General features: G+C 40.0%; 9 protein-coding genes and 1 pseudogene. 4 read left to right on the top strand and 6 right to left on the bottom strand.

The window, feature by feature from the left end; translation table 11 throughout:
• Positions 1–135 precede the first annotated feature (135 nt).
• The 3 genes from recC to recD are packed head-to-tail and all read left to right on the top strand — an operon-like array spanning position 136 to position 9,041.
• Positions 136–3,540, top strand: coding sequence for an exodeoxyribonuclease V subunit gamma (recC, locus tag JEU79_RS16945; protein WP_198265052.1), 3,405 nt, complete (start codon positions 136–138; stop codon positions 3,538–3,540).
• Entirely contained in the window at positions 3,533–7,174 is a 3,642-nt protein-coding gene (recB, locus tag JEU79_RS16940) for an exodeoxyribonuclease V subunit beta (protein WP_198265051.1), read from the top strand. The genes recC and recB overlap by 8 nt, the downstream gene beginning before the upstream one ends.
• Complete coding sequence (gene recD, locus JEU79_RS16935; protein ID WP_198265050.1) at positions 7,167–9,041, top strand: exodeoxyribonuclease V subunit alpha; 1,875 nt, start codon at positions 7,167–7,169, stop codon at positions 9,039–9,041. Before recB ends, recD begins: the two co-directional genes overlap by 8 nt.
• Before the next feature lie 156 nt (positions 9,042–9,197).
• On the opposite strand, the pseudogene JEU79_RS16930 reads toward recD, so the two are convergent.
• From JEU79_RS16930 to JEU79_RS16920, 3 genes and pseudogenes are all read right to left on the bottom strand, one after another.
• Positions 9,198–9,647 (bottom strand): annotated as a pseudogene (locus tag JEU79_RS16930) (type II toxin-antitoxin system HipA family toxin); the annotation flags it as partial.
• 242 nt (positions 9,648–9,889) lie between these two features.
• Positions 9,890–10,285 carry an SCP-2 sterol transfer family protein gene (locus JEU79_RS16925; protein ID WP_198265048.1) on the bottom strand — a complete coding sequence of 132 codons (396 nt, stop codon included), beginning with the start codon at positions 10,283–10,285 and terminating at the stop codon, positions 9,890–9,892.
• A gap of 117 nt (positions 10,286–10,402) precedes the next feature.
• On the bottom strand, positions 10,403–12,235 hold the full coding sequence (locus JEU79_RS16920; protein ID WP_198265047.1) for a sensor histidine kinase: 1,833 nt from the start codon (positions 12,233–12,235) through the stop codon (positions 10,403–10,405).
• Positions 12,236–12,410: 175 nt separating this feature from the next.
• Between JEU79_RS16920 and JEU79_RS16915 the strand changes: the two genes are divergently transcribed.
• Complete coding sequence (locus JEU79_RS16915) at positions 12,411–13,265, top strand: CvfB family protein (protein WP_198265046.1); 855 nt, start codon at positions 12,411–12,413, stop codon at positions 13,263–13,265.
• A 40-nt stretch (positions 13,266–13,305) separates the two neighbouring features.
• On the opposite strand, the gene JEU79_RS16910 is transcribed toward JEU79_RS16915, so the two are convergent.
• The 3 genes from JEU79_RS16910 to JEU79_RS16900 all read right to left on the bottom strand — a co-directional run bounded on the left by JEU79_RS16910 (position 13,306) and on the right by JEU79_RS16900 (position 15,965).
• A complete protein-coding gene (locus JEU79_RS16910) occupies positions 13,306–14,322 on the bottom strand; it encodes a hydrolase (RefSeq protein ID WP_246540355.1) in 1,017 nt (338 codons plus the stop codon).
• 3 nt (positions 14,323–14,325) lie between these two features.
• The gene (locus JEU79_RS16905) at positions 14,326–15,255 is read right to left on the bottom strand and encodes a sensor histidine kinase (RefSeq protein ID WP_198265044.1); all 930 of its coding nucleotides are present in this window, start codon (positions 15,253–15,255) and stop codon (positions 14,326–14,328) included.
• A gap of 95 nt (positions 15,256–15,350) precedes the next feature.
• Entirely contained in the window at positions 15,351–15,965 is a 615-nt protein-coding gene (locus tag JEU79_RS16900) for a glycine zipper 2TM domain-containing protein (protein ID WP_198265043.1), read from the bottom strand.
• Positions 15,966–16,051 lie beyond the last annotated feature (86 nt).

Below are 16,051 nucleotides of genomic sequence, written 5' to 3'. Positions count from 1 at the left end.
ATGTCCTATCTAATAATTACTGAATTTCCAAGTATCAGGAGTATAGTCCTATTACAAACTATGCTATATTTTAAGTCAATTCAATCCCGCTAAATGTAAACATCATAAAATAAATCGCACAGGAAATAAGTAAACTTGATTAATATCTATCCTGCCAACCGCCTTGAAAATCTGGTCTTTCTGCTTGATAGAGTCATGCAAACTGGCTCCAATCACAACATTCTCAGTGAAGAAATTATACTGGTACAAAGCCAGGGTATGCAGCACTGGCTGAACCTGAAACTGGCTGAAACCCGGGGCATCAGTATGAACCTGAGTTTTAGTCTGCCCATGGCCTTTTTCTGGAATCAAATCAGAGCTATTTTAGGTAAAGATCAAGTGCCTGAGCAATCAAGCTATACCCGTGAGGTATTAAGCTGGCGTATTCACGATTTATTAGCCAGTGAAGCGATGGTGAATAATCCTCTCTGTCAGGAAGCAAGCCAATACTGGATGGCTAAAAATAATGCGCCTAATAAAAATACTCATGGCGGTCAGTCGGAGGCTAGTCAAGACAAGCGTTACCAATTGGCTTGTCAATTGGCCGATCTCTTTGAGCAATATCAAATTTTTCGCCCGGACTGGTTAATGGCCTGGCAAAAAGGTGATTTGGGGCAGGGCGGCTGGCAAGCATTTCTATGGCAATTATTAATCGCTCAAGATCCACAGCATCCGGTGCAGTTGCTAAGGCAAGCAATCACAAGCCTTAAAAATAAGAGTCAAGCCTGTCATTTACCGGAACGTATCAGCCTCTTTGGCATCAATACCCTACCACAAATTTGGCTGGAATTTCTAAGTGAACTGGGTGAGCACACTCAAGTGCATTTTTTCCATCTTAACCCTTGTGTCGAATACTGGGGCGATTTAAAAACAGATAAGGCGCAGGCAAAAGAACATTTTTACCGTTGGCTCAAAAGCAGTGACTATGCACAATTGTCTCATGAGCGTTCACCGGCTTTAGACGAGCAAGACACGATAAGTACCAATCCCATATTGGCCAATCTGGGTTCTCAGGGTAAAGATTTTTTGTATCTATTACAAGATCATACCAGTTTAGAAATTCCAATTTATGAATCACCTGAAGACCTTGCTCTGGAAACTGGCGAGCAACTGACTTTGTTGCAAAGTATTCAGACCGATATTTTAAATCTCAATGATGCTCGAAATACCGAAATGTCGGCATCAACTGCATTGTCGTTTAAAAACGATGACAGTATTTGTATTGCCTCAGCGCATAGTGCCTTGCGAGAAATTCAGGCATTGCATGACTGGTTATTGCATCAGATTAATAACGATAAAGAGTTGACCCCAAAAGATATTCTTGTCATGTGTCCCAATGTTGAAAATTATGCGCCCTATGTTGATGCTGTTTTTGCGCATGCTTGGAACGATTGGAGTGAACAAGTGCCACCCTTACCTTGTTCTATTGCCGACAGAACACTCAAGGATTCAGAGCCTCTGGTACAAGCCTTTTCTGACTTATTGGATTTGCCCGATAGTCGTTTTCAAGTGAGTCAACTGCTGGCTTATTTGCGCTTGCCAGCACTACAAGATAAATTTTCTCTCACTGAAGCGGACTTAAACTTATTAGAGCGGTGGCTCAAAAGTGCTGCTATTCATTGGGGACTGGATGCAAGTCATAAACAACAGGTACTTGAAAATAAAGACTCTAATGATAAATTCACTTGGAAGTACGGCCTTGAACGCTTATTGCTCGGTTTTGCGCACGCTGATCAAGCGCTGATTTATCAGGATAAATTATTATTGCCTGATGTAGAAGGTGATGAAGCGCTATTATTAGGTCGCTATTTTGAGTTATTGGAACAACTGCAATATTGCGCTAGAGAATTGCAAACGGCTCGTAGTGCAAAAGACTGGCAACAGTTTTTATTGCAAATCAAAGACAGTTTATTCAGCAATATAAGCGATGATAATAATGCCCAGCAGATCATTACGCAGGCCATTGATGATCTAGGTGAATATACCAATCATGCCCATTATAAACAGCGAATTCCCCTGAGCATAATTCGTGACTTTTTATCGAGTCACTTTAGTCAGGCAGAGCCTGGAAGACAATTTATGGCCGGACAGGTGACATTTTGTTCGATGGTGCCAATGCGTAGTGTACCCTTCAAAATTATTGCTGTGCTCGGTTTAAATGATGGTGAATTTCCCCGACAACGACAGGCAATGAGCTTTGATTTAATGGCCGTAGAACCACCGAGAAAAGGTGATCGTTCCAGACGTGGTGATGATAGATACTTATTCCTTGAAGCCATCATTTCCTGCCGTGATAAATTGTATTTGAGTTATCAGGGACATGATATAAAAACCAATAATCAACGAGAACCCTCCTTGGTACTTAATGAACTGAGCAATTATCTAACCAAGGGCTATGGCTGGGAAAGCTCAGAACGTCAATTAAACGTCCCCTTACAAGCCTTTAATACTGCTAATTATCAAGGTCAATGGCAGAGTTTTAGCAAACAATGGTTAAAGCTCAGTGAGCCGGGCGAACTCAGAAATAATCTTATAGAAGTGAACGACTATTCAACTGCTGACACGCAAATAAATGCCGAACAATTGGTGCGATTTTTTGACAATCCTTGCAAGCAATTTGCTCAGCAACGCTTAGGCTTATTTTTTGATGAGCAAGCGTCCGTTATACCAGAAGACAGTGAACCCTTTGTCAGTAATAATTTAGTGCGTTATACCATACAAGAAGAAATCATCAGCACTGCTTTGGCAACGTCTTTAAATGCAGATGCAATAGAAGGCGTTATGCAGAGTCATCGTTTAGACGGCCAACTGCCCGACACACCCAATACAGAGCAGGAATTAGAACAATGGCAACAGCAGGGGCTTAAATTCTCTCGTCATGTGCAGGATAAAATTCAATCCAGCACAAAGCGTCAGCTAGAAGTTAAAACAGTGACAATAACAATCAATAACATTCAACTCCAGGCAGATTTACCTTTATTAGGTGAACACTTGTTCTATTGGCGCTTAGCTAATCCCAAGCCTAAGGATGATATCCGCCTCTGGATCCATCATCTGATTGCGCAAATTGAATTGGGTGAAACAGAAACTCATGGCCTGTTTCGCGGTGAGCTAAAAGATAATGAAATGGCCATCCTAACTGTGCGCTATAGCCCTCTTGATGCAAGCACTGCTCAGGAATTGTTAGGCACTCTTATCAAACGCTGGCAGCAAGGCATGAACAAGGCTTTATTATTCGATGCACAACTGGGTAGAAAGCACTGTTACATTAAACGTAATGCCAAAAATAAGGCGACCAATACACCGCTCAATAATTTTACCTTTGCTGCTTTTTGGCAGGATCAATTTCAAACTCAGGGAATGGGCAGTGACCCCTACATTAATTGGTTTTGGGGTGATCAAGCGGAACTGCCCAATTGGGAGCAGGACTGGCAATCAGCCATAGAAGAAATGTATGCACCACTCTATGCCAATCGTCAGGAGACAACGGATCATGGGTGAATTACTACAACCAGAAATACTACCTTTAACCGGCTGTCATTTAATTGAAGCCAGTGCTGGCACGGGAAAAACCTATAATATTACTCGCATCTATTTACGCTTGTTATTAGAGCGACAATTAGATGTAAAAAATATTCTCGTCATGACCTTTACCCGTGCTGCGACTGAAGAGCTACGTGGACGCATTGCCAAAGAACTGCGGGATGCATTAGAAAACTGGGGCAATTTCCCTGAGCATGATAGTTTTTATGGCGCACTAACGGCAAAATTTTCGATTGCTGATGTTTCACCAGCATTGAATAATGCCTTGTTGAATTTAGATGAAGCGGCCATTTTTACCATCCATAGTTTTTGCAATCGGGTACTATCCCAACATGCCTTTAGCAGTGGGGTGGATTTTAATATACAAATGGAAGCAGACACGGCTGAAATTGAATTAGAAGCGGTGAGAGACTGGTATCGTATTTTAGCGAAAACAGACGACTATGAATTATTAAGCAATAACTGGCCATCCCCTGAAGATTTTCGTCAAGTTTTTTATAACTTACTGTCCAATAGCACTGCTGTGCAAGGTAATGATCCCGAAGCGCTTAAGCAAGACTTTCAAGCAAGAAAAAAACAAGCATTAGAAGCGTTAAAAGACAGTCAAACATTTATTTTTCAACAATTAATAGAGGGTCATGCAAAAGAGGATATACGTGCAGAAGAATGGCAGAGTCTCATTGACTGGCTCAATAGTGATTATGCGGATGACACATCACCTTTGATGCCAAAATCTGCAAGCAATGTGTTTCATGGTGCTCGCTATGGAAAAAAACCACCGGAGATCAAACAACAATTATTGGCTTGTTTTCAGGCTGTCAAACAATTAAAAGACGATGCAGGAAAAATTGAGACACAAATTCAAAAAGCCAAAGCCTATCAGATTGCGCGTCAGGGCATTGTCATTATTCGTGAAAAAATCATTACTGAAAAACAGCGTAGTCGGTTAATGAACTATGATGATCTGATTAATCAGCTCTCGATAGCTTTAGATACAAATGCCTTGGAGACAAATGCGTTAGAAGCGACTGAAAGCCAGCCCGAAAATGTTTTGGCTGAGTTAATACGAACGCAATATCCCGTTGCGCTGGTTGATGAGTTTCAGGACACCGATCCTCAGCAATATCATATTCTCAAAGCTGTTTACCATCAACAGGAAAATGCTGCGCTGTATATGATTGGTGATCCAAAACAGGCAATTTATGCTTTTCGTGGTGGTGATGTGTTTACCTATCTGGCAGCGAGAAATGATGCCGATCAACAATGGCAAATGAATACCAATTGGCGCTCAAGTAGTGCGATGGTTAATGCTTATAATCGCTTGTTTTATGGTGCGCCCTTAAATGCAAGCGCCAAAGATATCTTTAAGTTTGGCATTCAATACAGCCCGGTTAATTCAGGTGGGTTGGCAGACAAAAAAGCCTTGAGCAGCGATGTGTTTTTAGATGATGCGTCACAGGCTGCCTTACAATTTATCCACTTTCCCTTTAATGAAGATTATAAGCTGGGTAATAGTAAAAAAGATTTTGTTAATCAGGATTTTTGCGAAGTCATTGCCCACTGGTGTAGTAAAGAAATTGATCAATTGCTAAACAGTAATACTTGTATCGGTGAACAGACTTTGCAAGAACAGGATATTGCTATTCTGGTTAGAGACAAAAAAGAAGCCGCTTTTATGCAAGATGCCTTGCGTTTGTCCGGTTATCCCTCTGTTTATTTAAGTACCCATGATAATGTTTTTTCTTCTGATGAAGCACTTGAATTAGAACGGGTATTAAGTGGGATTCTATCCTTAGAAAATGATCGCTTATTAATTGCAGCCTTATCCACCCGTTTGCTGGGAGGCGATATTGCCACCCTAATTGCTTTACAAGAAGATGAACAACAATGGGAAGCCCAACGCGATCGCGTCTTTAATTTACGCATCATTTGGTTGAAACGAGGCTTTATGGCGATGGCGTTGGAAATATTACATGAGGGTTTCAAACCGCATCCACAGCATCATGAACGCTCTTTAACCAATGCGATTCAATTGCTGGAATTATTACAACAGGCCAGTCAACGACATCGTCAGCCGGAGCAATTGCTCAATTGGTTACGTGAACAAATTGATACCCAGGGGGCTAATGCAGAAGCCGAATTACGTCTGGAAAGTGATGCCAATCTGATCCGAATAATTACACAACATGGCTGCAAAGGACTTGAGTATCCGGTGGTATTTATTCCCTTTGCAACACGCTATAAAAATCCCATCAAATTTGGCAATAAAAACATTGAGTTATTCAAATACCATGACCCTAATCATAATAATCGTCAGAGTTATTTTATGGGACAGAATAGTGTTATCAGTGAACAATATTGTCAGGAAGAATGGGCCGAAAGTATCCGTTTATTGTATGTGGCAATCACCCGAGCAGAGCATCGTTGTTATGTGTGTGCCACAGTCTTTAAAGATTATCATTTGTCCGCATTGGGACAGATTTTACAATTATCGGATGAGAGTGATTTAGCCTCAAGCTTACAAATGCTCAGCCGCTCAGAAGGCAAGCCAGATAGTCATTATGTTGCAGTCAGTGGTACGGATTTTACTGTCGTTAAACAAGCAAGCACACAAAACTCAATGGCCTTAAGCCCCGCATCATTTACTTCACGCATTGAACGTAATTGGTGGCTAAGTTCATTTTCTGCGCTGACAAGAAATCTACGTCATGGTGGTATTTCAACACCGGATAGAGATCAGGATGAACAGATAGACCAGCCATTAGCGAGTAAAGACAAGTCGGACACTATACGCTTTACCTTAACCAAGGGGGCTGCTGCGGGCAATCTACTTCACGATATACTGGAACATACGGACTTCTCTCAGCCTCTTTGGCAACGCAGTTTTGAGCGTCCTATTGCTCGCTTTAATGAAGTATTGGATGAGGATAAACAACATGAACTCATGGACTGGTTAGATGCCTGCCTGGAAACACCGCTTGGCGTAGATGAAAATTCACCCAGACTCAGTGATCTCTCTTGGGGTCATACCTTACGAGAAACTGAATTTTATTTTCCCATGGAACAAGTCAAGCCACTTGCATTAGGGCGTTTACTGGCCAATCATCGCCAGCAGCGACAAATGACGACTGCTTTCACAATAAATCCCATTCAATTACCCGGCAATAAAGCCTTGCAAGGTATGATGCATGGTTTTATTGATTTAATTTATCACTGGCAGGGAAAGTATTATATCGTTGATTACAAGTCCACTCATTTGGGCAATGACTTGAGTGCCTATCAAACTGATAATTTAGAAAAAAATATCCGTGATAATTATTATGATCTGCAATATTTATTGTATAGCTTAGCCCTACACCGTTATTTAAAACTGCGTCTGTCTGACTATGAACCACAGCAACATTTTGGTGGTATTCACTATTTGTATCTCAGAGGAATGACGCCTGATCCAAAAACTCATACCGGTATCTTCAGTGCTGATATCAGTGCCGAACTACTAAAGGAACTGGATAATTTGTTTGATGGTAAAGATGAGCCAAACAATGTTATAAAAAATGAGCGTACAAATAATAAGGGGACAGAAAATGTATAAGCATTTACAACATTGTCAGTCTCAATTAGATGCGGTACAGGCGATTGATTTTTATCTTGCCAGACAAATCACTCAGGCTTTAGATGCGCTGGATGATGATATTTTATTGCATTCAATTATGGCTTGTTCCTCTGCCTTAAGAGAAGGGCATACCTGCCTCAAACTTGATACTAAAAGCAACGACGCAAGCTTTTGGCAGAATAAAGATGAAGACAAACCCGGTTATCAATTTCCTGACAGAGATAGCTGGCATCAACATTTATCCGCACTGAATATAAAGCCCGATGATGGGCAAACCCTGGTCTATGAACATAGGCGCTTATATTTACGCCGTTATTGGCAGTTTGAAGTTGAATTGGCCAATATTTTAATGGCGTTAATCAGCAAGAAAGCGGTTGTTGATAAGGGCCATGGTAAAGAGAATGCTAAGCAAATTTTACAACAACTGTTTCCCGATACGGCTAGCGATGAATTAGACTGGCAAAAAATCGCCGTGGCTAATGCTTTAATGCGCCAGTTTACTATTATTGCGGGAGGCCCCGGTACGGGAAAAACCTTTACGGTCACTAAAGTTTTATCGGCCTTGCAAGCATTGGCAAGCAATAACTTACACATTGCTATGGTCGCACCAACGGGTAAGGCCGCACAACGATTGAATGAGTCCATTCAAAAGGCCAAGGCCGTGTTATTAGAAAATAATTTAGCCACAATAGAAACCTTAGATAGCATTCCAGACAGTGCCAGTACCTTACATCGGCTATTAGGTGTGATTCCCGGTTCACATGATTTTCGTTTTGCTGAAAACAAAAAATTGCCCTACGATGTAGTTCTGGTTGACGAGATTTCCATGATTGACTTAGCCCTGATGACTCGTCTCATGAGAGCTATTGATGCCGATTGTCGCATCATTATGCTGGGTGATGCAGATCAACTGCCCTCCGTTGCGGCAGGCAGTGTGCTCAGTGATTTAACACCGCGACAAACACCGGCTTATAGTTTAGAAAGTCATGACATCTTAGCGGACTTAACGGGACTTGATTTACCAGTACAAACCGCTGATCATTTGAATCTGGATTACCTGACAGTGTTACAAAAAAGTCATCGTTTTGATGGCGTGGGAGAAATTGGCCGTTTGGCCAGTCAAGTGATTAAGGGTTCAGTGGAAAATAGTTGGCAAATACTAAAGCAGGGTGAAAAACAAATTGAACAAATAAAAGAAGCTTCATTTAAAACCTGGCTGGAACAAATGGTAGAGCGATACTATGTGCCACTTTTTGAAATAAAGGGCAATGATGAGCAAGCGATACTTCAGGCTTTTAACCAATTGAATCAATTTAGATTGCTGGCTGCAACCCGAGCAGGTCATCATGGTGTTGATAACATCAATGACATAGTAGAAAACTATCTTCAGGCTAAGGGCTTAATCACGGGTAGCAAAGAATTTTATCCGGGTCGGCCTATCATGATCACAGAAAATCATTATGGGGTAAAACTTTACAATGGTGATACGGGACTGATCTGGCAACAGCAAGGCGATGAACAAGACGATATGCAAGAAAGTAAACTACAGGCATTTTTTCCAGAAAATGATTCGCTGCGTCGCATTAGTCTGGCACGATTACCCCATGTTGAAACAGTTTATGCGATGACTATTCATAAAACTCAGGGCTCAGAATTTACTCATGTTGCTTTGGTTCTACCTGAAATAGATAGTCAAATTCTGTCACGTGAACTACTCTATACTGGCATCACTCGAGCCAGTAAACGCCTCAGTATTTGGGCTGAACAAAATATCTGGCGTATAGCGGTAAGTCGAAAAGTGCAACGCTATTCTGGTTTAGAAAAAAGGCTTTTTGATGAATTGTGAAAGTCGTAGGGTGGGCACGCTTTTTGTGCCCACGCTGAAAGTGTGAATATAAGCTCAGGAGTCAGCGTGGGCAGATAAAACCATGCCCACTCTACATCTTCATTGATTCTGAAAATTCTTTCTAAGTTATTTTCAACTGATTTTTTTAGGTTAAAGTTAATACTTTATCCGAAAATCAGTGTGAAGCTTAAGCCAATGTTCTTTGAGCTTTTCTTTATGCGCCTCATCCATTGGCAAATCTTTCAAAGCCTTCGGCCACAATGCTCGTGCTTTTTCCATGGTGTCATCAATATGTGGTTTGATAGCGCGCCACGGAATGCCGGATTTCTTTGCCCATTGTTGAAAATTTTCCTCCGTCACTGAAAACCACTCTTTTGTTTTACCAAGATTCAGGGCGTATTCTCGTTCATCATCTATGTAAACGCTGGTGGTCACAATGTCGTAGGCAGGAGATAATCTTGGCGTGATTTGATCTTGATAAAGAAGGCTCCAACTCTTTAAATGGGCATCACCATTTGCAATCAAGATATTCACCAGTAATCGTCTGGCAAGCTGCTGAGCATCGGTTAACCCATCACCAGAAAAATGATAAATCACTTTCTTGATCATGGGGACTCATTCATCGTCCTCCAAAAAATTGACCCAAGGGTCATTTGCAAGCCAATCAGGTTAATATTGAGTTTTCAAGTATTGAGCTACAGGCTCAGTGGGCGCTAAAAATATATATTGATCAAGTGCTTTAGGGGGGGGGGGAATGACCTCATGAGGAAGTCAGAGCTAATATATTAGAGCTAGCATAAGTGACTCCCCCTAAAGCAGCAGATTTATGAGCTTTGAATGAGAGCGATTTAAACGCGACCCATGGCTTCAAAGCTTTTTACAAAAGGCCCAGCCATTCTAGGATCTTTGATCATTGCCTTAAAGTCACCGACTTTAAATTTCATCTTCCCAGTGGTAACCGCCATACCCATGCCAGCCATCCCAATGCCGCTGTTTAGCCACTTACCCCAATTCTTTTCTTCTGCTCGAATGTCCCAGTTTAAGGCTTCATCAGAGTAAGCGCCGGCATCAATGACTTCACCATTAACAACCGAAATAAAACCACGTGGCTTATCTTCTCCGGGTACACCATAGCCAATAGCAGAGTTGAAATCTAACTGCGCTAAAGCATCTTTTAATTCAGGTTCGCCATTCCAAATATCTTGAAATGATTTCATCCAATCATCATTAAATAAATTATCCATAATTTCTCCTGGTTTAGTTTGTTTTTAGTCTAAGTCGTTCGTATTTGAACTGAGGCGTATTGAAACACAGAAGAAAAGGCTAAGTCATTAGACAAAACCCTAATATGAATAAACTTGTTAATTATTATCAGAAGTCATGAGCCTGGGTGATTGTATGGTGGGAATAATAAAACTGAAGTGAGCATTTTTAAGCAGGGTTTTATCGGCATTCTCAGCCCAGATTGTACCGCCATGGGCTTCGATAATGTTCTTACATAAGGAAAGTCCCAGGCCTGTGCCCCCGGCAATTTTATTCGTGCTTTGTACAAATTTATCAAAAATTAAACTCAACTGTTCATTGGGTATACCCAGGCCTTCATCTTGAACGCTCACTTGCAGGGCTTCCATATTATGGTATTGGCAAGTGGTAATTAAAATAGTGATTGTTCCACCCTGGGGTGAATACTTAATCGCATTGGAGATTAGGTTGCTGATAGTTTGACCAATATAATGTTTATCAAAACAGGCATGTTGATTATAATATTTGGCAGATATTTTAACTTCTAATTCGAGTTCATGGATCCGTGCTTCCTGCTCATTTATAATCACGTTAATAAGTTGCAAAATGTCTGCCTGCACATATTCCAGTTCCATTTTGCCTGATTCAAACTTTGCGCTATCAAGTAGATCGGTAATAAAGCCCAATAATTTATCACCACTGGTAAAAATTTTATCTAAATAATTTTCAAATTTAGGTATAGCGGATGACAATTTGGGTTCTTTTTTGAGGTTTTTCAAACCAAGTCGTGAAAAACTTAAAATAGCATGCAGTGGCGTTCTAAGTTCATGAGATACATTGGCTAAAAAGTCAGATTTAGCCTGATTTGCTTGTTCAGCCTTATTTTTACTCGCTATAATTTCATTTTCCATGTTTTTTTGATCTGTAATATCTTTTACTGAACAGGCAATAAACATCTCATCCTGATCATCAACAGGGTTTAAACCAACTTCAGCAGGAAAAATTTCTCCGGACTGCCTACGAGCAGTAATCGTTAAGCCATTATTCATTTCTCTATTAACGGGGGCATTACAATATGAATCAAGGTATTGCTGATGTTTTGGGCGAATGTTTTCCGGGATCAATTCAGATACATTCATATTGATTAACTCGTCTTGAGAATACTGAAAGACTTGGGCGGCATTATTATTGGCCATAACAATGAGTCCGTCTTTATTGATAATGAGTAATGCTATGGGGGTCGAGTTGATAGCCGATTTGAGGAAGCTTTTGGCTTTCATTAAATCCTTGTTTTTGTCCTGAATTGTTTTTTGACCTTTGGCAATGAGATAAGTGGACAAAAAGGCAAAGAAAAAGGTCAAATAGATAGTAATTAACTGTAGTTTTTTAATGCGAGCATGACCTTGTTCTTCTTGCGTGTGGTAATTGCTAGACACCGTAATGGTATGGGTGCGGATGTAATGTAACAAGCCTTGCATTAAGACCTGATTTTTATTTTGTGGGGAAATAATGGTTTGAATGGCCAAATCAAGACGCTCTTTAAGAGGAACGTTTTTTCTTAGCATCTCATCATAAGCGATTTGAGCGAGTCTTATCTTACCTGCTGTTGTGTCAAGTTGGCTGAGGAATTCTTGCTCATTAGTATCCAGGTTTAATCTTCTTAGGTCGATAGAATGCAAAATATAAAGTGATCGTTTTAATGATGCGGTGATAATAAGCGTATCAAGCTCAAAGGGATCTTCAGTCGTTGTGGTGGCTAAATACAGTCGTGTCAGATGCTGCATCTCGTTAAGCATTGCAGAAATATGCACTAGCTTACTGACATCCTCGTCATATTGTTGCCAAGCTTCATGTGAAGTGATAGCATTCGTACGATTTTCAGACAGCGTGTATAACAGTAAGGCAATGATAATAGCAAAACAGAGAATGAGTATCGGGTAAGAATGACGCATAGGCTAAAATCAACAATCCTGAAAACTACTTAAACAAATTGACTCAAAATATTGCTATGAAACGTGTGTATTACTTTGTTTCACCTCGCTTATTGACAGTATAAAGCATAAAATCTATTAGGACAAAGAACCTATAATATGTACTGACATAAAAACAGAAAAATTGAGAAAAAATATGATACAAGTTGGCCAAGCTTACGAGCTTAGCGTGGTTAAATTTCTAGACTTTGGGGCAATTTTAGACGCCGGAGAATTAGGTGAAGTTTTATTGCCCAATCGTCATACGCCGGAAGATCTGTTAATTGGTGATCTGATTAAAGTGTTTCTTTATTTTGACTCAGAAGATCGTCTGGTGGCCACAACACAAATCCCCAAAGTACAAGTCGGTGAATTTGCTTATTTAAACGTCATTGACCGGAATCAAATCGGTGCTTTTCTCGATTGGGGACTGGACAAAGACCTACTGGTGCCTTTTGCAGAACAGCATGTTCCCATGGAAGAAGGGCATTCTTATCTGGTCTATGTTTATCGTGATAAAAATGATGGACGCATAGTCGCCTCAGCAAAAATTGACAAATTTATTGATGACGATGAAGCACATGATTTCAAGCCACATGAGGCTGTTAATTTGATCATAGCTAATACCACCGAGCTGGGCTATAAAGCCATTATTGAGCATCACTACTGGGGTGTCTTATATGAAAACGAAGTATTCCAGCGTCTGAGTTTCGGGCAGTCAATCAAGGGATTTATTAAGCGTGTTCGTGATGATGGAAAAATTGATCTGACGCTTCAAGGTGGGCAGGTGAGTCGGGACAAAAATGCCACATTGATATTAAATTACTTAAGTCAGAACCAAGGTTTTGCCAATGTGCATGATAAATCAGCACCTAAACAGATTGCCGACTTGTTTGGCATGAGCAAAGGTGCATTCAAAAAAGCCATTGGCGGCTTATACAAACAAAAAGTTATCCGTATAGAAAAAGACGGCATACACCTGAGTCAACGTCAGACCTATAAAAAAAACTAATAGAATAATTTCTCTGTTAGGGGTATGTTTTAAAACCGAGCTATGAACGGTTTGTTAAAAAATCAACAATCCGTTCATCCAACCAATAGCTTGGTTTAAAAATATGCCCACTGACAAAGCCAAGATGACCACCGGTGGCTTGTAAGTCGAATGTTATTTGTCTTGAAAGCTGGCTTTTATCAGGTATCACCTTTGGTGTCATAAAGGGATCATCAAGGGCATGAATCAGTAATGTTTCAGTGCTAATGGCGGATAAATATTGCTGTGAGCTAGATTGCTGATAATAATCCTGTGCCGAAGAAAAACCATGAATAGGGCCGGTATAAACATCATCAAATGCCCAAAAGCTCGTTAATTGTTTCACTTGTTGCTCATCTATGCCGATCAGGGCCTTCATGTCATGTTGCTGATATTTTTTCAGTAAATGGCGCTTCAAATTCTTTAATAATCGATATTGATATAATTGAGAAAACCCCTGATTCATTTGTTTAGCGCAGAGATCTAATTTTAATGGTGCAGACACTGCAACTGCCGCATTAAGAGATGATGAATGGCCATCTTCTCCGAGTAATTTTAATAACATATTCCCACCGAGAGAATAGCCAATAGCCAATAATGGATGCTCAGGATAACGCGCATGTAAGGTATTCAACCATTGTCTGGCATCCGCAGTATCACCACTATGATAGGAGCGAGGTAAAATATTCATTAGTCCGGAACAGCCCCTAAAATGCATTAATACAGGGCAAAAGCCCGCCTCATGAAGTGCATTCATAATGCCTTGAATATAGGGGGAAGCAAAAGAACCTTCTAGACCGTGAAACAATGTCACAATAGGTTTGTGAGTGTTTTCAAGTGAAAGAAAAGATTGTTGGTGCCAATAACACTCGACAAAATCACCATCGGCGAGTGTAAAACGTTCAACTCTAATTACGGGAGCTATTGGTTTACGAAATAAAGTCGAAAAAATAGTCTGACTATGCCGATGACTTAAACCAAAGGCTGGCTTAAAAGTAAGATGTTGGTGTTTTTTACCCATCGACTGATTTTTACTCAATAACTAAGGTGCAGGCAAAGAGACTGTTACAGTAGTTCCTAGTTCATCGCTGCTGGTAAACTGAATTTCACCCCCTAGGGTTTCAGTATTCAAGCGAGCGGAGTAGGTACCTAAGCCCGTACCGTCTTTTTTGCCTTGGGTACTGTATTTCTCAAAAAAAGTATCATGAATTTCTTTGGGCACAGCACCTTGATTATGAATGGCTATTTGTTTTATATTTTTTATCGCATGACTACTCAAAGCAATAGTAATAATGTCATTATGGCTTGAAGCTTCTAAGGCATTTTTGAGTAAATTCGATAGGAGTGAAAAACACAATAAGTCTTCACCAAAAATAAAAAATTCATCCGTCTCAGTGAGTGCTTGATTGTTCAATAAAATATTGACACTAATATTTTTACGGTTAATGCCTTCTAAACTATCAATGACATTTTTAATCACACTAATAAGTTCTAGTTTTACCGGCTCTAATTCATAGGTTTTAACTTCCATTTTGTACATCTCAAGGGAGCGGTTTATAAGCTTGTTCATACGTTCACCCGATTGACGAATGAGCTGTAATTGTTTTACCGCACTGTCATTGCCTTGTAATTTTGGTATTAAAAAAGTGGGTAAACTGATAATGGCATGAAGTGGGTTTTTTAAATCATGATGAATAATACGCTCAACATTTTCCCTTAAGACGGCTGTTTCTTCTAAGGTCTTTTGTTGTTTTTTAGCTTCGCGCTCAGCCAAAAGTAGCTTCATTTGATTAATATCACCGATATTAGTCAATTTCTCAGTATGTTTCAGTAAATCTCTATAAGCTTCGACTAACTTGTCGTACTCTTGCTCTAAGGACTGTGCAGAAAAATCAGCATCATTTCTGAATTTTTCTGCATTGCGTAAGACCGTATGTTCTTTAGAAAAAATACTATAAAGTTTCTTTGCCATTTTCTTTCATTCATTGAAAAATAATTGTCAAGGATACCACTTCATTATAAATAAAAAAAATAAATTTTGACAATAGATCCTGAAAGTCACAAAAATTAATGTTGAACGGGTGTGGCTACAATTTTAAGACGTAAATTATTACCCGGATCATGTTTCATTTGAGTTGAATAAACCTGCCCGTCATACTGATAGCGAACGTTATAAGCAATTATTTTTTCTTCTTCATAGTTATCATAAACAGTTTTACAACGTTGCTGATTCTCATAACGTGGAGCATTATGGGTCACATTTTGAGGTCTATTACGGGTCAGATCATAACCAACAGCACCGCCTAATAAACCTCCAACAACAGCCCCCGCTTTTTTATTTGACTTGCTATGGCCAAGGGCATTACCAATGCCACCACCAACCAAACCCCCTAGTATCGTTCCAGTATAAGATTGGCGGCCAAAAAGAGAATTCATATAGCTATTCTCATAGGCGTTATTGTTATTTTGAGACCTTGCCTGACTCACTTGAACCTGTTCAGTCCAACACTCCTGACGAGGTGTGCTATGATTTTTCCGTTGGGAAATCGCTGTAGAGCTGAGCACGGGTACATACTCATAATGGCTGGGGATGTTTTCATGATGATGCTCTTTGGCATTTACTTGAAATGTCAGTCCAGGTATTGCAATGAGCATAAGCGTTACGGGTAATAATTTAAACATAATAATCTCCTTTATCTGTCTATTAATCTATGGGTATATGACTACATTACGCGTATAGAGCTGAATAGAATCTGAACAATGAGAGT

It is taken from the genome of sulfur-oxidizing endosymbiont of Gigantopelta aegis (assembly GCF_016097415.1).
In the GTDB taxonomy this organism is placed as follows: Bacteria; Pseudomonadota; Gammaproteobacteria; order GRL18; family GRL18; genus GRL18.
Note: the sequence above shows the minus strand (reverse complement) of the source record. Positions and strands in the feature narration are given on the sequence as shown.

Bases quoted from the DNA above. Each gene is read 5' to 3' on its own strand.
- recB (WP_198265051.1), top strand. From the start codon at position 3,533: ATGGGTGAATTACTACAACCAGAAATACTACCTTTAACCGGCTGTCAT.
- recD (WP_198265050.1), top strand. From the start codon at position 7,167: ATGTATAAGCATTTACAACATTGTCAGTCTCAATTAGATGCGGTACAG.
- JEU79_RS16925 (WP_198265048.1), bottom strand. From the start codon at position 10,285: ATGGATAATTTATTTAATGATGATTGGATGAAATCATTTCAAGATATT.
- JEU79_RS16920 (WP_198265047.1), bottom strand. From the start codon at position 12,235: ATGCGTCATTCTTACCCGATACTCATTCTCTGTTTTGCTATTATCATT.
- JEU79_RS16915 (WP_198265046.1), top strand. From the start codon at position 12,411: ATGATACAAGTTGGCCAAGCTTACGAGCTTAGCGTGGTTAAATTTCTA.
- JEU79_RS16905 (WP_198265044.1), bottom strand. From the start codon at position 15,255: ATGGCAAAGAAACTTTATAGTATTTTTTCTAAAGAACATACGGTCTTA.
- JEU79_RS16900 (WP_198265043.1), bottom strand. From the start codon at position 15,965: ATGTTTAAATTATTACCCGTAACGCTTATGCTCATTGCAATACCTGGA.